General features: G+C 45.9%; 19 protein-coding genes, 1 pseudogene and 1 riboswitch. Of the genes and pseudogenes, 15 read left to right on the top strand and 5 right to left on the bottom strand.

Going from position 1 to position 19,012, the window contains the following annotated elements; translation table 11 throughout:
• Nucleotides 1–421 precede the first annotated feature (421 nt).
• Entirely contained in the window at nt 422–946 is a 525-nt protein-coding gene (locus AACR11_RS26825) for a DUF3087 domain-containing protein (RefSeq protein ID WP_005449505.1), read from the bottom strand.
• A 158-nt stretch (nt 947–1,104) separates the two neighbouring features.
• Here AACR11_RS26825 and trmY point away from each other — a divergent pair, with 158 nt between their 5' ends.
• Entirely contained in the window at nt 1,105–1,704 is a 600-nt protein-coding gene (gene trmY, locus AACR11_RS26820) for a tRNA (pseudouridine(54)-N(1))-methyltransferase TrmY (RefSeq protein ID WP_005374282.1), read from the top strand.
• A 77-nt stretch (nt 1,705–1,781) separates the two neighbouring features.
• On the opposite strand, the gene AACR11_RS26815 is transcribed toward trmY, so the two are convergent.
• On the bottom strand, nt 1,782–3,125 hold the full coding sequence (locus AACR11_RS26815) for a TldD/PmbA family protein (protein WP_029788744.1): 1,344 nt from the start codon (nt 3,123–3,125) through the stop codon (nt 1,782–1,784).
• On the bottom strand, nt 3,125–4,510 hold the full coding sequence (locus tag AACR11_RS26810; RefSeq protein ID WP_009697276.1) for a TldD/PmbA family protein: 1,386 nt from the start codon (nt 4,508–4,510) through the stop codon (nt 3,125–3,127). Before AACR11_RS26810 ends, AACR11_RS26815 begins: the two co-directional genes overlap by 1 nt.
• A gap of 481 nt (nt 4,511–4,991) precedes the next feature.
• Nucleotides 4,992–5,102: riboswitch (TPP riboswitch) on the top strand.
• A gap of 109 nt (nt 5,103–5,211) precedes the next feature.
• Here AACR11_RS26810 and thiD point away from each other — a divergent pair.
• The 8 genes from thiD to AACR11_RS26770 all read left to right on the top strand — a co-directional run bounded on the left by thiD (nt 5,212) and on the right by AACR11_RS26770 (nt 11,740).
• Nucleotides 5,212–6,084 (top strand): bifunctional hydroxymethylpyrimidine kinase/phosphomethylpyrimidine kinase, encoded by an 873-nt coding sequence (gene thiD, locus AACR11_RS26805; protein WP_029788742.1) that lies wholly within the window; start codon nt 5,212–5,214, stop codon nt 6,082–6,084.
• Nucleotides 6,074–6,829, top strand: coding sequence for an ABC transporter ATP-binding protein (locus AACR11_RS26800; protein ID WP_029788741.1), 756 nt, complete (start codon nt 6,074–6,076; stop codon nt 6,827–6,829). Before thiD ends, AACR11_RS26800 begins: the two co-directional genes overlap by 11 nt.
• Entirely contained in the window at nt 6,822–7,622 is an 801-nt protein-coding gene (locus tag AACR11_RS26795) for an ABC transporter permease (RefSeq protein WP_005428301.1), read from the top strand. The genes AACR11_RS26800 and AACR11_RS26795 overlap by 8 nt, the downstream gene beginning before the upstream one ends.
• Nucleotides 7,623–7,669: 47 nt before the next feature.
• Nucleotides 7,670–8,620 (top strand): ABC transporter substrate-binding protein, encoded by a 951-nt coding sequence (locus AACR11_RS26790; protein WP_029788739.1) that lies wholly within the window; start codon nt 7,670–7,672, stop codon nt 8,618–8,620.
• Between the two features lie 54 nt (nt 8,621–8,674).
• The gene (gene tenA, locus AACR11_RS26785; RefSeq protein WP_005449514.1) at nt 8,675–9,343 is read left to right on the top strand and encodes a thiaminase II; all 669 of its coding nucleotides are present in this window, start codon (nt 8,675–8,677) and stop codon (nt 9,341–9,343) included.
• 12 nt (nt 9,344–9,355) lie between these two features.
• On the top strand, nt 9,356–10,147 hold the full coding sequence (gene thiM, locus AACR11_RS26780; RefSeq protein WP_029788737.1) for a hydroxyethylthiazole kinase: 792 nt from the start codon (nt 9,356–9,358) through the stop codon (nt 10,145–10,147).
• 64 nt (nt 10,148–10,211) lie between these two features.
• A complete protein-coding gene (gene thiE, locus AACR11_RS26775) occupies nt 10,212–10,826 on the top strand; it encodes a thiamine phosphate synthase (RefSeq protein ID WP_029788736.1) in 615 nt (204 codons plus the stop codon).
• A 188-nt stretch (nt 10,827–11,014) separates the two neighbouring features.
• Nucleotides 11,015–11,740: a phosphatase PAP2 family protein gene (locus AACR11_RS26770; protein WP_009697284.1), complete on the top strand. Its 726-nt coding sequence runs from the start codon at nt 11,015–11,017 to the stop codon at nt 11,738–11,740.
• A 78-nt stretch (nt 11,741–11,818) separates the two neighbouring features.
• Here the strand turns inward: AACR11_RS26770 and AACR11_RS26765 are convergent, their stop codons facing one another.
• Together AACR11_RS26765 and AACR11_RS26760 are read right to left on the bottom strand one after the other, a co-directional pair.
• Nucleotides 11,819–14,266: a molybdopterin guanine dinucleotide-containing S/N-oxide reductase gene (locus tag AACR11_RS26765; protein ID WP_029788734.1), complete on the bottom strand. Its 2,448-nt coding sequence runs from the start codon at nt 14,264–14,266 to the stop codon at nt 11,819–11,821.
• 23 nt (nt 14,267–14,289) lie between these two features.
• Entirely contained in the window at nt 14,290–15,384 is a 1,095-nt protein-coding gene (locus AACR11_RS26760) for a NapC/NirT family cytochrome c (protein WP_029788733.1), read from the bottom strand.
• Between the two features lie 231 nt (nt 15,385–15,615).
• On the opposite strand from AACR11_RS26760, the gene AACR11_RS26755 reads away from it, so the two are divergent.
• From AACR11_RS26755 to AACR11_RS26730, 6 genes and pseudogenes are all read left to right on the top strand, one after another.
• Nucleotides 15,616–16,167, top strand: coding sequence for a GNAT family N-acetyltransferase (locus AACR11_RS26755; RefSeq protein ID WP_029788732.1), 552 nt, complete (start codon nt 15,616–15,618; stop codon nt 16,165–16,167).
• Between the two features lie 27 nt (nt 16,168–16,194).
• A pseudogene (locus tag AACR11_RS26750) lies at nt 16,195–16,499 on the top strand (SDR family oxidoreductase).
• Nucleotides 16,500–16,508: 9 nt separating this feature from the next.
• The gene (locus AACR11_RS26745; RefSeq protein ID WP_029788730.1) at nt 16,509–16,973 is read left to right on the top strand and encodes a GNAT family N-acetyltransferase; all 465 of its coding nucleotides are present in this window, start codon (nt 16,509–16,511) and stop codon (nt 16,971–16,973) included.
• Between the two features lie 431 nt (nt 16,974–17,404).
• Entirely contained in the window at nt 17,405–17,875 is a 471-nt protein-coding gene (locus AACR11_RS26740) for an HAD family hydrolase (RefSeq protein WP_009695874.1), read from the top strand.
• A gap of 66 nt (nt 17,876–17,941) precedes the next feature.
• Entirely contained in the window at nt 17,942–18,472 is a 531-nt protein-coding gene (locus AACR11_RS26735) for a GNAT family N-acetyltransferase (RefSeq protein WP_005449536.1), read from the top strand.
• A gap of 83 nt (nt 18,473–18,555) precedes the next feature.
• Nucleotides 18,556–19,005 (top strand): GNAT family N-acetyltransferase, encoded by a 450-nt coding sequence (locus tag AACR11_RS26730; RefSeq protein WP_017818231.1) that lies wholly within the window; start codon nt 18,556–18,558, stop codon nt 19,003–19,005.
• The last annotated feature ends 7 nt before the right edge of the window (nt 19,006–19,012 follow it).

Genomic DNA, 19,012 nt, shown 5'->3' with positions numbered 1-19,012 from the left:
AGTCCGAAGACTTGATTGGTCACTTCGTTTCATTGAAACCTAATTTGAAACCGCTCTTTATTAAGAGAAATTATCTAATTGGATTATCATCAACGAGTGCCCACACAGATTGATAGGTCTATATTGTTAAAGAGCTTGCTTCGTAAGCTTTGTTATCGAAGCGGAGGCGTATTCTAAGGAATTAATTCTTAGTGTCAAACACTTTTTTAAATTAATTTTTAGAAGCTTTTTCTTTCGCCTCATTGCCAACCGCTTTTGCGTTTCCGCTTTGCCCTGACAACGGAGGCGCATTATAGGGAGATGATTTTTCTTGGCAACCCTTTTTTAGAAAAAAACTTAAAAAAAAGCGTTGAGTGATGAAATCTCACTCAAACGCTTATTTTTAGCACTTAGTTGTTAACTTCAAGTAGCAAATAGGCAATCAATATGTGTCTATCCAAGACTCTTCAAAGCTAGCGATATCCAGATCCAGTGATTGCGCCGCTTCTATTTGTTCAATTGCCTCTAATTCTTTATTTACACTGCTCATCGTTAATGTGTTGTTGTCTAACTCAAACACCTGACTTTGAGTCGTATAGTAGAACTTAAGTATCGTCAGCGCTTTTACATCGTGCTCAACAGAAGCGGCTTTAATGCTTTTCAGTTTGCGAAAGATCTTGTTGTGCAGTTGCTTGAGTTTCCAGACATACAACACTTCTTCCATATAAGGGCGTGTTTTGAATTGGTTCAACAAAGACAGTGAAGTGGCTAAGGCGAGCACAACACCAATTAAGTTCCAATGAAAGTTCCCCGTCGATTGTTCAGGTACTACATCTGTATTACCGAACAAGATAATTAATAAAGTACTAAAAGCAAGAGAAGAGATCGCAAGCAAGGCAACAAAGCCACCAATCACTAGGTTGACCTTCTTTCTATAGACTTGTTTGTTTATTTTTTTGATTTCCATATACCGCTCCTAACAGGTTGCCTCTATTCTAACCAGCACACTCCTTACGACAATCGAAGCTTTGTAAGTAAGTTCACATTTGCTATTAAACTCGCATCCCTTCCCTGCTTGGGTATATACTTCCGCGCATTCACTCTTCCTATATAGAGGCTAAATTCATGCGCTCTTTTGTTTTACGAGCTCGCGCGGCGCCAACCACCAGCAAAGCACTGTTAGAAGGTGTTGGTAATGAAGCGCATACAGAGATTCTTGCTCATACCATGATGAACACTATGTTCGTTGCTCAATCACACCGTGAAGATGTGGTTGTTCACTTGGTTTTAGAAAGCACAAAAGATTTCTCACGTACCATTACCATTCGCTCCAACGACATAACCAACATTGGCGGCTTCCATGAGTCAACTTTGATTGCAGCGGTGGCTCGCGCTTTAGACGCTTCGGTTGGTATGGGTAAAGAGCAGCTTCGTGAAGTCGAACCTGGTATCACCGTTCGTACAGTCAGCTTTGAACGCCTAGTGCAAGAACTGGCAGAAGATCACCAACTATATATGTTGGATAAAAAAGGCGAATTTGTTCGTGATGCAGAAATCGGTGGAAACCCATGTTTCTTGCTAACTGACCATATTCCGATGCCGAAGAAGTCTTTTAACAGCTTAAAGCGCCTTGGCACAGAGAAGATCAGCTTAGGTCCTAAGATGCTGTTCGCTTCTCAGTGTGTGGTATTGATCCACAATGAGTTAGACATTCGCGAATTTTAATTCTCACGAGTTAATCATTCGATAAAAGAAAGAGGACTCCATTGAGTCCTCTTTTTGTTTCTATAGTAATGCTAAGTTTACTTACCACCAATGCTCAAACGAGCAAAACGAACGTCTGGTGAGAAGAAAGTTCGGCTATCGTTGATTAGCTGAGTATCACCCACTGCCTCAACTTCTTGCAGCATCTTGTAGAAGTTACCCGCTACAGTGATACCACGTACTGGTTGAATGCGCTCACCATCACGGCATAAGAAGCCACTCGCACCAAATGAGAAATCACCACTCACTGCATCCGCACCAGAATGGACACCTTGAAGTTCGACTAACTCTAGGTACTCACCCGCTTTTACTTCTGACGCACTGCTGTTACCCGTCGCAATCACTTTGTGATTCGCCGATACTTCTAGGCTCGATTTTGCACCGCGAGCGGCACTTGCTGTCGAGACTGCACCCAAGTAACTTGCGGTCTGGCTGTTGTGTAGCAAGGTTTTCAACTCACCATTAGCAATCATCACATTGTCTTGAGTAGCAAAGCCTTCACTATCAAAACTTGCGATTGTCATACCATTTGGCATGTAAGCCGCATCAGTAAAGGTAATTAAATCACTCGCAACACGTTGACCAAGCTTATCACCCAGTGGCGTAATTCCTTTCATCGCGCTTACGCCAGAGAAAGCACTGCCGAAAGCACCGAATAAACTTGCTAGCGCATTGATATGGAAGATAGCAGGGTAGTTACCCGTCGCAACCGGTGCACCTTCAAGAAGATCTCGAGCAAGGTTGTAACCGCCTTCTATACAGTAAGCTGGATTCAACTCATCAAAACGGCGACCCAGTGACATTCTACCCGCCATTGACTGTTTGCCGTCTTTTTCAAACAAGGTATACGCGTAACAAGTGAACGAGCGCTCGAAGTGTTGACACAATGTGCCTTGAGTATTGGCAATGATCAGTTGTGTTTCGCCATCGCTGTAACCATTGTAAGGTGCGCTAGAAGCGTGAGGCAGAGCCACTACGCCTTGCTCAAGAGCGAGAGACAGTTCGATTTTTTCGTCAACAGAAGTTGTATCTTGTTGCGCAATCTCAGCAACATCAGTCGCGATTTGACTGTTCACGCAACTAATCTTCTGATGTTCATCTTGCTTGGAAAAGCGAGCGCTTTGCAGTGCGTTGGTTAGCATCAAATCCAAGCTTGGTTGCTCTAACGACTCAGAATAGCTTGTTGCAACACGCGCATCTTTCACAACACGAACACCCAGAACTTGGCTTGAGCTTACTTTGTACTCATCCAGCTTTCCTTGGTTCGCTTTCAAAGAAAAGCTGCTGTTGCAGTTTACAATGACGTCCGCTTCTGCACCTTGGCGTTTTGCTTCTGATAGGACGTAATCAACCGCATTAAGAAGTTGTTGTTCTTGGCTCATTAGTTACCGCCTCCTACCAGAATGTTATCTACTTTCAGCGTTGGCTGACCGACTGTTGTTGGCACTGAACCACTCACGGAACCACACATGCCCGGCGCAAGCGCCATGTCTTTGCCGACCATGCTGATTTCTTTCAGCACTTTTGGACCCGTGCTGATCAGCGTTGCAGTTTTCAGAGGTTTGGTGATTTTGCCATTTTCAATGAGGTAAGCTTCACGAACGGCAAAGTTGAACTCCCCCGTACCCGGTTGAACCGAGCCGCCGCCCATCTTCTTCGCATAGATACCACGCTCGATGCCTGTCAGCATGTCATCAAGTGAATGCTCGCCTTCTTCGATAAAGGTGTTACGCATACGCGAGGTTGGTGCGAACTTGTAGTTTTGACGACGACCAGACCCCGTAGGTTCGTAACCTGTCTTCATGCCCCCCATTTTATCGACCATGAAGCTGGTAAGCTTACCGTCTTTGATCAATTGAGTGCGCTGAGTCTTCATGCCTTCATCATCAACATGAATCGAGCCCCATTCGTTAGTCATGGTGCCATCATCGACTGCATTCACTGCGGTGTGAGCAACCATTTCGCCCATCTTGTCGTGGAAGACTGATGCTTTCTTCGCAACTGAAGTGGTTTCTAACAAGTGACCACATGCTTCATGGAAGATAACGCCACCAAAGCCGTTACCAATCACCACCGGCATTTCACCCGATGGACAAGCATCCGCACCAAGTTTAACCAACGCTTGCTGCGCGATAGTTTGACCTAGCTCTTTGGCATCAAGCTGTTCACTGAATTCCCAACCCGCAAGAGCACCAGGACCTTCCATACCTGAAGACTGCTCATTACCTTTTTGAGCGACGGTATTACCAGCAACTCGGATGTAGTGGCGAGTATCGTCAACGTGTAGACCTTCTGAGTTGAAGATAGACACTTGCTGTTCGCGCTGAAGCACGCTGCCGATGAACTGGCTGATATGTTCACTCTCTGCGCGTGCGGCTTGGTCAACTTGCAATAAGAAAGCAATTTTAGAATCTAGGTTAGCGTCTTTGCCAAGTGGCATACGACAACCATGTTGAATTGGGTAGCGGTTCAGATTGAGAGAACCTGCTGAGGCGATTTGCTCACGCTTGTCTTTTGCTGCAAGCAGTGAGGTTACGCGTTTAAGCTCGGCTTCATCGGTGCTGTTGGTGTAACCGTAAAGCACTTTATGACCGAAGAAGAGACGAATACCGATACCAAAATCGATACCCGAGTTCACCTTGTCCACCTCACCAGATGCGATCTGGACAGTGTTGGTTTGATGGTGTTCAACGAATAGCTCAGCGAAATCAGCCCCTAAAAAGAGGGCATGATCGATCACCGCTTTCGCTGTTACAGAATTAAGCATGAAATCTCCTTGCTCGTTGATCGTCCTAGCCTTCCCCACCTTTGAGTTAGACTCTGTTTATAACAGTCATAACCTAAATTGGATGACTCAAAAGGATATTGGCAACACGTTAAATATTAACACTTTTTTAACCTTGTTTTATGCTAATCCTTGCTAAATCAAAGAACGAATCGTTACGTATTATGTCGACATCTCACTATTAGATAGTGTCTTGAACTGCCAGTTTCAATGCAGCACGTTATTTACACTAAATTCTGCCACCACATTTCTGTTGGATTCACAAAATAATTAGGGTTCCAGCTAGGCAACAAGCGAAAGAGTCCCATGAGCATAGTTAGCCTATGTGATTGGGCGAGTGAGCGCAGTTAACAACGCTAGGGCTCTAATTACGAAGAGAATCCAGTTCTCATATTTAAATGATGACTCTCTCTAGCCATAAAAAAACACGTGCACCGTAACTGAGTGAACTGCTATTATCTTGACGAAATAGTCGGGGGGCCCATGCAGTGAATGCATCGGCTGAGATCGAAATTCGAGACCCGTTGAACCTGATTCAGTTAGCACTGACGTAGGGAACTATCATCACTTTGCCACTAGCTTGCCTTGAGTCTCTACCAGTGCAGCTAGCCCAATGGATCCGATCACCGATCTTCCCTTGCTTGGCCAAGTCAGTTCCTGTACGTCTTGTAATAGGAGCGACCATGGCGCAGCAGTCAAGCCAAGAAAAACCATCAACACAGCCACAAGCAGCAACTTCAACAGACACACCGATTGTGTTAACGATTGCAGGTTCTGATAGCGGTGGCGGCGCAGGCATTCAAGCCGACATAAAAGCGATGTCCGCAACCGGCAGTTTTGCTTGCTCGGTAATCACGGCGATTACTTCGCAAAATACCCAAGGCGTTTCTGCGATTTTCCCAATCCCTCTCGACCATGTAGAGAGCCAACTTGATGCGGTATTTACCGACCTCAACATCGTTGCAGTTAAAGTGGGCATGCTGGCCGATTCCAATATCATCAAAGTCGTTGCAGACAAAATTAAACAATACCAGCCAAAACACCTCGTGATTGACCCTGTTATGGTGGCCACCAGCGGCGATCTATTACTGGAACAGTCGGCAATCAGCACTTTAAAAGAAGAATTGATTCCGCTCGCAGACATCATTACCCCTAACCTACCTGAAGGTGCAGCATTGACAGGTAAACCAGTTCCTCAATCAGAATCTGAAATGAACGATATGATTGCTGACTTGCGCGCATTAGGGGCAAAAGCGGTGCTGTTAAAAGGCGGTCATCTGGAAAAAGACGAAAACAGCAACGATCTACTGATCATGCAAGACAATGCCGAGTTAATTAGCGCTAAACGCTTTCCAACCAAAAACACCCATGGCACAGGCTGCACGCTGTCTTCTGCTATCGCGTCTTACCTTGGTCAAGGCAACAACCTGCACAAAGCGGTGCACCTAGGTAAGCAGTACATCAGCCAAGCTATCGCACACGCTGACGAATTGGATGTCGGTAAAGGTCATGGTCCTGTGAACCATTTTTTTACAGGTCACACGCATGTGCGCTAATGCACTCGGCATTCAGCTTACCGAAGCAAGTCTGCAATACAAAGACAGCCAAACACCAACATTAGCAGGGTTGAGTATGACCATCCCTGCCAATCAATGGACGGTGTTACTTGGTCGCAGTGGTTGCGGAAAAACGACGATCCTTCGTTATCTAGCTGGGTTGTTAGACGACAAAGTCGAATGGCATGGTGAATTAACCACAACGGATGGCATCGCCCTAAACGAACGTACTGCCTACATGGCGCAGCAAGACTTGTTGCTGCCGTGGTTAAATGTGTTAGACAACGTCTGCCTAAGTTCTCGATTTTCTCAAGATCAAGCACCAGAACAAAATAAACAACGTGCACTGACTTTACTCAGCCAAGTGGGACTCGCCGATTACGCGGATGCTAAGCCAGCTCAGCTCTCTGGCGGCATGAGACAACGTGTTGCCCTTGCTCGCACTCTGATGCAAGACAAGCCTCTGGTTCTGATGGATGAGCCTTTCTCTGCGTTGGACGCGGTTACTCGCCATAAGTTGCAAACCTTGTCTGCCGAATTATTGAAAGATAAGACGGTTGTTCTTATTACCCACGACCCACAAGAAGCGGTGCGATTAGCTCACCAACTCTATGTATTGCAAGGCACGCCTGCGCAAGCTCAGCACTTGGTTGTTCCGGATTCCAAGCCGCCACGAGTTCTCGATGGAGAGTGCGCCGCGCTTCAACAAGCGATTTTGGATCAATTGGAGAAAGACTATGAGTGATATGACTCAGTACAACTCCGTTTCGGCACGTATTAATAAAAAAGAACGCGTGACCCATCCAGCTCTGCGCTTGGTCATAAGCACTGCGGTGATCTTGGGATTGTGGCAGTTGGTCGTGGTGATATTCGATATGCCAAGCTTCATCTTACCTTCACCTATTGAAGTGCTGGATAGATTGGTCACTCGTTACGATGTATTGCTCAAACATACTTGGGTTACTGCGCAAGAGATTTTACTTGGCTTGGCGCTTGGATTATCGATGGGTTTGCTGTTCGCATTGCAAATGCTGATGTTCGAACCGCTGAAGCGTTGGTTACTGCCAATTCTGATTGCTAGCCAAGCGATCCCTGTGTTCGCCATCGCGCCAGTGCTCATGCTTTGGCTGGGTTACGGCATTGCATCGAAAGTCGTCATGGCGGCGATCATCATCTTTTTCCCCGTCACGACATGTTGCTATGACGGCTTACGCAATACACCAACAGGGTACCTCGATCTTGCCAAGACCATGGGCGCGTCTAAATGGCAGTTACTTCGTCATATTCAATTGCCAGCCGCACTACCAACGTTAGCTTCAGGTATTCGTGTTGCCGTCGTTATTGCGCCAATTGGAGCAGTGGTCGGTGAGTGGGTAGGTTCAAGTGAAGGCTTGGGTTATCTGATGCTCCAAGCTAACGCTCGCATGATCATTGATGAGATGTTTGCGGCGCTGTTTATCCTCGCCGTGCTGTCTATCGCACTCTACTTCATCACCGATAAATTATTGAAAAAAGCCATCCCTTGGGAAAGCAAGTAATTGCCGAAAATAACCAAAGGAAATTGGGAAAGAAAAGGAAGAACCCCGTGAATAAAAACAAACTTATGAGCGCTGCTGCTCTACTCGCTTCAGTGGTATCAACCAACGTCCTTGCCGCTGAAAAAGAGATGACACTGATGTTGGATTGGTTCGTCAATCCAAACCATGGTCCTATCGTGATTGCCAAAGAGCGCGGTTACTTCAAAGAACAAGGTTTGAAGGTCAACATTCAAGAGCCTGCAGATCCAAGTACACCACCTAAGTTGGTCGCTGCTGGCAAGGTCGACATGGCGATTTCATACCAACCGAGCCTAACTATCGATGTCGCGGCTGGTTTGCCACTAATCCGCTCTGCGACTTTGATTGCTACGCCACTCAACACTCTGATGGTGTTGGATAACGGTAAGAATGAAAACCTTGGCGACTTGAAAGGCAAGAAGATCGGTATTGCGATCGCAGGCAACGAAGAAGCAACAATCGGCACTATGTTAGCTCAAGAGAACGTGAAGTTTTCTGACGTACAAATCATCAACGTAGGTTGGGCACTGTCTTCGTCTCTTGCGTCTGGCAAAGTGGATGCGATTTGGGGCGGTCTACGTAACTTCGAAACCAACCAACTGGCACTAGAAGGTTATAAAGCTAAAGCCTTCTTCCCTGAAGAACACGGCGTGCCAGCGTATGACGAGTTAGTCTTCGTAGCCAATGCGAAAACCTACGACAAAGAAGCCATCAAGGCATTCAACAAAGCGCTAGAGCAAGCAACCACTTACATCGTTAACCATCCAAAAGAGTCGTGGAAAGAGTTCGTGGCTTATTCACCAGACACCCTCAACAACGAGCTTAACCAACGCGCTTGGAATGACACGCTAACTCGTTTTGCTCTTCGTCCATCTGCAGTAGATCTGAAACGCTACGATGATTATGCCGAATTCATGTATTCACAAAACATCATCGAAACACTGCCAAAAGCGAAAGATTACGTACCGAGCTTTGACTAATTCTACTGACCTTAGGCTCAAAGCCTAAGGTCTTTTGATAACGAGATATCCATAATGAAATACCAAGACTTGATCGACGCTTGCCACCAAGATTGGCAAGAATACACTGAGCATGCTTTCGTGCTGCAATTGGCGAAAGGCACTCTGGCTCAACCTTGTTTTCTGCACTATCTAAAGCAGGATTTTCTGTTCCTAAAGCAGTACGCACGAGCTTACGCATTAGCGATCTACAAAGCGCGTACTTTGGATGACATGCGCCGTGCTCTCCCAAGCGTACATGCATTGCTCGATTCTGAAATCGCCCACCACGTGACTTACTGTGAGCAATGGGGACTTACGGAATCCGATCTAGAAAACGAGCCAGAAGATTTCGGCACTGTGGCTTACACCCGCTACGTATTGGATGCTGGCATGACGGGCGATCTTGTTGATCTATACGCGGCACTAGCGCCATGCTCTATCGGTTATGCCGTTATCGGTAAGATGCTGATTGAAGATGAAAAGACAGTAATCGAAGGCAATCCATACGCAAGTTGGATCAATCTCTACGGTGGTGAAGAGTTCCAATCTGGTGTCGCAAAAGGTGCAGAACACTTTAACCAGTTATTGGCGGAAATCGACATCAATAGCCAGCGTGGTCAAAACCTGATTCAGGTATTCAAAACCGCAACACGTATGGAAGTGGCATTCTGGCAACAAGGTCTGAACGCTCAGCAAGATTAATCGGAGAGTCTCATGTTAATTGAACAAATCACCCAAGCATTAACCGCAGTGCGCCAGCAAAAGCCATTAGTCGTCAACATCACTAACTACGTGGTGATGAACAACACGGCAAACGCCCTATTGGCCATCGGCGCTTCTCCAATCATGGCGCACTCCAAGCAGGAAATGGCAGAGATGATGTCGTTCGCTGGCGCATTGGTTATCAACATTGGAACCCTAGACAGCGTTTGGACACCGCGTATGAGCTATGCCGTAGAACAAGCCAATGCCAATGGTAAAATCGTTGTACTCGACCCTGTCGGTTGCGGAGCAAGCTCACTACGTACAGAGACATCACGTGAAATCGCACGCCTTGCAGACAAACTCATCATCCGAGGTAACGCTTCAGAAATCATTGCTCTCGCTGGTGAGCAAGCACAAAGCAAAGGCGTCGATGCGTTAGACAGCAGCGACGCGGCACTTGGTGCAGCCAACTTCTTAGTCACAGAGTATGATGCAAGCGTGGTGATTTCTGGCGAGACCGATTACATCGTCACGAAAGGGCAAACCGTGCAACTAAACAATGGTCACGAGATGATGCCATACGTAACAGGAATGGGCTGTACGCTCACGGCACTAACGGGCGCTTTTGCTGCCGTTGGTGATGACACTGGTCTCGCAGCAGCAGCGGTACTAGGTGTTGTTGGCGAGATTGCAGCGGAACAAGCTCGTGGTCCAGGTAGCCTGCAAATGAACCTGTTGGATGAGCTTTACCAGTTGGATGAAGAAACATTGGCGAAGCGCCTCAAACTGCACGTGCAATAAGCTTTTATCTCTTTTAACACTAGCCTCTCAATCCTCTTTCAATGAGAGGCTTAAAGGAAACCCAATGAACGCCTATCGTTTATATTTGGTCACCGATGACCAACAAGATTTAGCCACACTAAAGCGTGTTGTGAGAAAAGCGGTGGAAGGTGGCGTGACTATGGTACAAGTCCGCGAAAAACACGGTGATGTACGTGCGTTTATCGAACGAGCTCAAGCCGTGAAAGACATCCTTAAAGATACCGATGTGCCTTTGATCATCAATGACCGCGTAGATGTCGCACTGGCTGTCGATGCTGATGGGGTCCACCTTGGGCAATCAGACATGCCAGCAATCATTGCTCGTGAATTGATTGGACCAAACAAAATTCTCGGTTTATCTATCGAAAATGAAGAGCAGCTTGCAGAAGCCAACTCTCTGCCGATTGATTACATCGGTTTGAGCGCGATATTCGCGACGCCAACCAAAACCAACACAAAAAAACACTGGGATATTGATGGTTTGAAAATGGCGTTAGAGACGACTTCACTGCCGATTGTTGCCATTGGCGGCATTAACGAGAGTAACATTCCGCAGCTTAGCGCCACTGGTGTTCATGGCTTAGCTTTGGTTTCAGCAATTTGCCATGCTGATGATCCAAAAACCGCATCAGAGTACCTATTGGGTTTGATGAGCTAACCTTCTCGGTTCCTGAACAACGCGCTTATGGATGAGCGCGTTCGACTCTCAAAACTTTCAACAGTCCATCCTTTCACAGCGAAGACCTGCAATGTCACTTTCACACTCGAATTGACAGAGCGTTGATAAGTTTTTCACATCAATTGTCGTAAGATAGCCGCCTATTTTCGACTGCTGTATGACTTTTCATGAAAACAAAAAAATATGGTTTGATGATGCTCGCCTTGTTCATTCTTGGCATCATCCCGCTTTCGCTGTTTGCCTCGTTCCACGATCTTACTTCTCACGTTTCTGATGGTACTGGCATCCTATTCACCTTGCTGACAGACTCTGCAGGCAGCAAAGGCTTTTTAATTACCTTGACGTTGTTGGTGCTGTCCCTTTACCGCTTTAAACCATCTCGCACCGACTGGATGCAAAAACTGTCGATGCTGGGGTTGCTACTGGTGATTGGTTTTGCCAGCAAAACAGGCTTGAAGCTAATGACAGAAAGCCCACGTCCCTACACCGAATTGCTTGCTGCAGAGCAATTAATTGAACATCCAGAAGCGTTTTATCAACTAGAAACCGCTCAGCAAGCGAATGTGATTGGGCAGATTTCTGAGAAAGTCAGCGAATGGCGCACTCGCCACTGGCAAGGTGAAAAAGATTACTCTTTCCCATCTGGTCATACGATTTTCGTTTCAATCTGTTTAGCCTTCTTCGGTGGGTTATTTTTGCAGAATAAGTGCTATTTTTCTGCTGCAACTTTATGGGTGTGGGCTATGGGCGTAGCGTACAGCCGTTTGTGGCTAGGCATGCACAGAATTGAGGATTTGATTGGTTCAGTGGTGTTTGTCGCTGTGGTATTTACCTTACTACCTACGTTTCAAATTACAAAAAAAGCGCCTTTCGTTGCCTTAGCAACCAAGTAAAAGTCTTAAAAAATAGATAAAAAGAAGCCAGCAACTTGCTGGCTTCGTTCATTTTAAACATTGGATTCTAAACTGAGACTAAGCATTCTTAGGTGGTGTAAATGCCGTTAGCTCAAGGATTGGTCCTTCGTATTTCTCGATACGAACCAACGCAGAGTTTGCCGCACAACCGTTCGCAAGACGAGAAGTTGGAATATCTAGCGTTAGAACATTACAACCACCGTTTTTACAGATGCCTGTTTTCGGATCTAGATCTGGCCAACCACCTTCGTGAATACAAACAGAACCTTGCTTGATGCCATCAGTAACCAATGCCCCCACCAGAACTTGACCGCGACCATTAAAGGCACGAACAAGATCACCGGTCTTAATACCTCGTGCTTTTGCATCTTCTGGGTGGATAGAAATCGGCTCACGATCAGCAATCGCGTACTCTTCACGAATCTTCGCGTAGTTGAACTGGCTGTGCAGTCGATGCGCGGCGTGCGCCGTCATTAGCTGAAGCTCACCATCAGTGGCATTGCCCGTGTATTCTGTTGGCTCCATCCAAGTTGGGTGCGGAGGACAGTCTTCTAACTGGTAGCCTTCAATTGTCTTAGAGAAGATCTCGAACTTACCACTTGGCGTACCTAGCGGGCTCATAATTGGGTTTTCACGGAATTCAGCGTAACGTACAAACTGCGCGTTTTTCTCATTCCACTTCATTTCGATCAACTGATTATCTTCCCAGAATTTACTGAAGTTTGGCATTGCGATGCGTTGACCACGACCGCCTTGCTGTGCTGCTTTATAGAAGCCATACAGCCATTCCATTTCCGTTTTGCCTTCGGTGTAGACATCACGTCCACCCGGAGCAAGCAATTCTGCCATGTCCGCAAATACATCAAAGTCGTTACGAGCTTCACCTTGAGGCTCTACCACTTGCTTCATTGGTACTAGGTGTTGGTTACTGTAGTCACCTGTCATGGTCATATCGTTACGCTCAAACGATGTGGTGATAGGTAGAACAATATCCGCGTGCTTCGCTGCCGCTGTCCAGTATGGTTCAGAGATAACGATAAGCTCTGGTTTTTGCCACGCTTTGATCAAACGGTTGGTATCTTGGTGGTGAGTAAAGTTCGCACCGCCTGCCCACCAAATCATCTTGATCTCAGGGAACGTTAAGTCATGACCATTGTGATGGTAGCTCATCCCTGGGTTTTCTAACGCTTCAACAATACGTGCTACTGGGAACGCGTTAACAGAGCCAGAAACCGCCCAATCGTTACCCGCAGAAGATCCGCCACCTAGTGATGCTGAAATCGCAGGAAGCACACCCGCATCACGTGCAGGGTTACCACCGTTTGAGTAATGGTAAGAGAAGCCAAAACCACCACCCGGTAGACCAATTTGACCCAGCATAGTTGCTAGCGTCACTAGCATCCAGTGACGTTGCTCTCCGTATTGTTGGCGCTGCATACCCCAGCCCGCCATCAGCATTGTGCGGTTTTTGCTGAAAATGTCTGCAAGCAGCTCAAGTTGCTTAACTGGCACGCCACAAATCTTAGACGCCCACTCTGCAGATTTCTCAACGCCGTCTTCTTTACCCATTAGGTAAGCTTCGAATACGTCGTAGCCTGTGGTGTATTTCGCTAAAAATTCTTTGTCGTGCTTACCTTGTTTCACAAGCGTATGCGCAATACCCATCATCATTGCCACATCCGTCATAGGATGCGGAGCGATCCATTCTGCGTTTTCGCCGAAGAACTCGATGGTTTCTGAACGCATTGGGTCGATAGCAATAACCGTCTTACCTGACTTCTTAAGCTGGTGGAAGAACTCAAGACCCGCACAGTCTGTTGAGCTCCAAGCGATTTTTAGGGTATTGATTGGGTTAAGACCCCAAAGCACCACAACGTCACTGTGCTCAAGAACCACAGGGTAAGTGGTTTGCTGTTCGTATACTTCAATAGAACCTACCACGTGCGGCATGATCACCTGCGCTGCACCTGTAGAGTAGTCACCAAGGTGACCTGAATAACCGCCTGCCATGCTCATATAGCGCTGTAGAAGCGTTTGTGCTTTGTGCAGTACGCCACTTGAACGCCAACCGTAAGAACCAGCAAACACCGATTCAGCACCATGCTCTTTGCGAATGCGCATGTGTTGTTCGTGAATCAGTTTGTAAACTTCATCCCAAGACACGCGAACGAATTCATCACTACCGCGCACACCTTCTGGCGCAGATGGGTTTGCCAAATAGCCTTTACGTACCATTGGGTACTTAACACGAGCATTAGTATGAACTTGGTCAGGCCCCGTAGTTTGAAGACTGTTTGGTACCGTTTGTGGCAATGCGTTCGTGGTAGAAACCAGCTTACCGTCTTTCACTTCACATAGCATTGGACCCATGCGACCTGCTGTGAGTACACCTGAACCACGCTTATCGGACGCTAGCGCGCTCATTGGCGTCAATGAAGTGAAAGCTAGAGCACCAGCAGTTAGACCAGTGCCTTTTAGAAATCCGCGACGAGTTAAATTAGTCATAATCTTATCCTTCTATTTATCTATTAGTGACCAACCACATCTTTCGCGTGGTGCTGGAAGAACTTAGTCAAAATTTCTAGGTTTTCTGCTGAAATATCAGTGCGATCACCCATACTTTTCGCTACAGGACCCCATGCGTTCACAGTAAAGTGATTTGAAGGAATTTTCGCGTGGCAAGTTGCACAGTAAACGTTGTCCAACTCTTCCGCGTATGACCAAACTGGCTCTAGCGTATCAACGACTGGAGAATCAATCGTTGCCGTTAGAGTGACAGGGCGCCACTCGTTGCCATATACATCTGCCTTGAACTCGCCAGCTTCAACTGCTTGTTGACCTTGTTCAGATAGTGTTGCGACAATCGCGCGTTGACCTTCACCCATGTAAAGCACTTGTTCTGCACCTTTCATTTGGAATGCGTTGATCTTAACCGTGCGGTTGTCTCCCTCAGCTTTCACAACGTCCAGTTTGGTTGTTGGGTTCACCGTACCAAAGTCACCCATGCTGATAGACGTCACTGGATAAACCACTTTCGCATCTGCTGCTGTCTTGGTTGTGAAGCTCATCAGTGTTTCAAACGCTTTGCTATCAAGTTCCGCTTCTGGAGCAAAGTGCGCTACACCTTTGTGACAGTCGATACACGTTTGGTCATTCGCTTTACCGTAAGCGTGCATCTTCGCCGCGTCACGTGATTGCTCGAACTCTTCCATTGCATCGAAATCGTGGCAAGAGCGACAGGTTGCCGAATCATTTTCTCGGAACTGCGCCCAAACCACCTCAGCAAGTTCAGTACGATGTGCTTCGTACTTCTCAGGCGTATCGATCTTGCCAGTCACAAACTCGTGGTAAATGTCTTTTGAGGCACGGATCTTAGTGATCAAGTAATCCATTGGCTCTTTCGGAATATGACAGTCTGAACACTCAGCTCGAATACCTTTAGCGTTACTGAAGTGCACTGAGCCTTGATACTCTTTGTATGGAATTTCCATAGAGTGACAAGAAAGACAAAACTCAGTGTCCGATGTGTAATGCATCACTGCTGCGGTGCCGCCTAAAGTTAGCCAGCCCACACCAATACCCACTGCCACCATTGCGGCGATATAACGTTTTTTAATTGACATAATTAGAAATAAATACTCACAAAGTTACATGCTTTGTCGCATATTTACCCCTTTAGTAGTAATTTCGACTTGATCTGAGTCATGCCTATTCTCTATGTGGTGACTTATTTTTCGTTATTGAGAGGCTCCTTACCATATTCCATTTTTTAAAAAAATCTTTCTTGACCAGACGTATTCGCCATAACGATAGATGTTGTTTATCAAAGCACTTTTGATATGTTTGTGTGAAATATGAAAACTCGATCACATGGAGGCGAATCGCACGTGCTATCTCAATCTATTTCTACCCCAAGAACCGAGCTAAAACCGCTCACTCAGGACAATTGGGATCTCTATCGACGTCTATCCAGTGATCCAGAAATCATTGCTCTTTGTTTTGATCCACCAACAGAAGCTGACATGAGACAGAAATTTGAATCGCGTCTGCCAATATGGACTCCCCAAAGTGAACATTGGTTATGTTTGGTGATTTATGAAAAGTGCAGCTCAGAGCCAATCGGTATCACTGGCTTTGTACTGCAAAATGGAATTGCTGAGGTTGGGTATTTGTTGTTGCCAGAGTTTTACGGTAAACAATTTGGTACCGAATCTCTTGCGGGTGTAATTGATTGGGCATTTAACCAGCACAATATCTCTGAGTTTTCTGCCACCGTGACGGAAGGTAACATTGGCTCCGAGCGAGTACTGGAAAAGTGCGGATTTAAACTTACTGAAATCATCCCTGAAGCCTATGAAATCGGTGGGATAAAGTACGCTGATAGGCTCTATTCATTACAAAAATAATATTCACTACAAAAACAAGGATATGTTATGCAGAAAGTAGTCATCATCACCGGAGCCAGCCGAGGCATTGGTGCAGCAACTGCTAAGCGATTGGCAGCACAAGGTTATTCTGTGTGCGTAAACTATCGTACGCAGACTGACGCTGCCACACAAGTTGTCGACGAAATAGAAGAAAATGGCGGTAACGCAATCGTGTCGACAGACTCAGCGAAAAAATCCCTCTCAAACGAGGTGGCACTGTGGACGAAGTTGCCAATGCCATTGCTTGGTTACTGAGTGATGAAGCCTCGTATGTCACTGGCTCCTTTATCGATCTTGCTGGCGGAAATTAAGGAACGATCATGGAAATAAGACGAGCTACACCCAAAGATCTTGATGCACTATTTGTGTTAAACAAACAGATCAGTGAACTTCACCATCTCAATGCTCCTGAAGCCTTTGTTGCCCCCTCGGAGCAAGACAAACAATTTCTTGCCAATGCTCTGGAAGATAAGGAACGTTTAATTCTAATTGCTGAACAAAACCAACAAGCGATCGGTTTTGTGACCGCAAGCATTACGCAGAATGAAACCATTAGTTTTCTGATCAAAGACCCAATCTGCCGTATCGGAACCATAGTTGTGGATGAAAATCAGAAATCAAAGGGAGTGGGAAGTCTACTCATGAATCAAGTAGAACAATGGGCCATTGAGTCAGGAGCCGTTCAAATTAGGCTGGAAGTAATGGAGTTTAACCAAGCTGCTCAGCAGTTTTATGACAAACTTAACTTTACGACGAGCTCGCGCATCATGTTGAAATGTTTGTAACGATCACGGCATTTAAGCGAAATTTACTATTAAAGCTAACCTGAATCGCAATTCTTTCTGGCACCTTCCTCCCCCTTTTTGAAAAGACGATATGATGTACGGATATACCCAAGTGACTTCAAGATGCGGGATTCAGAGCGTTGTCATTGATTCGAGAGCAAGGAAAATAACGCAGTGTAATAGCCAGCTATTTTCAAGTTGTTTGACGCAGCCATTGGTTTAATTAAAAAAGCGAGTCAATGACACGCTCCCGAAGGGCACTCTTTACAAATAGTAAGGTTACAAATAGTAAGGGCCTTGGCTTGTATACTTTGTTGCCGATTCTTGATTTAGAGTGACTAGATCTTTAAATCGCCTACGCGTCTACAAACCGAGTCATTCTCGCTGAACCAAGCATCTCGAGGTTACTTGGGTATAATGGAGATTCGAACATGATTTATCTTTTCGATTGGGGGAACACCTTAATGGTAGATTTCCCTCACGCACAAGGAAAAATGTGCGATTGGGAACACGTCGAGACCATGCCTCTCGCCAGAGAAACGCTAGAAAAACTGTCACAGCAGCATAGCGTTTATATCGCTACCAGTGCATCAGACTCCGCAATGGAGGACGTGCAAAAGGCATTTCAGCGAGTCGGACTGGACCAATACATCAGTGGTTACTTTTGTTTTGCCAATCTTGGTATTGCGAAAAATCAACCTAGCTTCTATCTCGCGGTCGCTGAGCAATTAAACGTAGTACCCAGCCAGCTCACTATGGTGGGAGACTTACCAGAAAAAGACATTTATCCCGCAATGGATGCAGGGCTAAACGTCATTTGGTTCAATCCTAAAAACCTTCCTGTTCCAAGTAAGCCTATTCCGTCTCAAGTGCATTGTTTATCGGAGCTGATACTAGGCTAACCAACAAGGCTTTACTGGAACTCTCGTTTAACCAACTACACTTAATGCACTAATCAAGGAAGATGAATGCAGATCAGACCGATTACTCTCAACGATATCGACCATTTTATTGCGCTCTGGAACCGTGTATATGAAGAAGGCGAGTATTTACGATCTCCTGCGCCTGACCGAACAATGTTGAGTGATGTGATCACGCGAGTAGAAAAAGAATCCATCCCTCAGTTTGTCGCCTTTGATGGGAGGCAATTAGTGGGAAGTATTGAGATCTTCCCTGCCGAAATGTGCGGTTATGAAGGTGGAGAGTTTGCGAAAACTGGTATTCTTGGCATTCACATTGATCGTCATTATCGCAACCAAGGACTAGGAACAAAACTTCTAGCAACCGCCATTCAAAGTGGTTGGAAGTATGGTTATGATACCATTGTTCTCAATGTTTATAAGACCAACCAAGCAGCGATTGCTTTGTATGAACAATTTGGCTTCGAACATGGTGGTGAGCTAGGAGAAGTGTTACTACCCAATGGCAAATATCTGATGAGTCAAAAAATGGTGTTAAAGCAAGACGAAATGAACGCTAGCAGCAAAAGCCATTCTTGATAAGCTAAGATTCCAAGGCTACTTGGGTGCAAAGCCGACCTTTCGATATACTCGCTCGCCCAACGACTTAACACGTAATTGTGATGATTGAATTTAAACCTTTACCACCAAACCAAATTCCAATGACTTTGCTGCTAGAGGCAGACCCTAATCAAGATAACATTGAGCGATATCTTGATACATCCATTGGCTTTGCCGCTATTGAAGACAATCAAATTGTTGGTGCATGTGTGATATTACCTCATTCGAAAACACAAGCTGAAATCATGAACGTTTCAGTCGCGCCAATACATCAACAACGCGGCATTGGTTCAAATCTATTGCGTTTTGCAATTGAAGCCATGAAAAGTCAATCATTTCAAAAACTGATATTGGGAACGGGTACCTTTGGTTATCAACTGACGTATTATCAGCGATTAGGTTTTAGGGTAGAGAGCGTGGACAAAAATCATTTCTTACTCCACTACCCAGAACCAATTTGGGAAAACGGCATTCAACATAAAGACATGCTACGCCTGTATCTTGAGCTTTGAATAAAGA

The sequence above is a fragment of the Vibrio sp. L85 genome (genome assembly GCF_963871815.1).
Lineage (GTDB): Bacteria > Pseudomonadota > Gammaproteobacteria > Enterobacterales > Vibrionaceae > Vibrio > Vibrio harveyi.
Note: the sequence above shows the minus strand (reverse complement) of the source record. Positions and strands in the feature narration are given on the sequence as shown.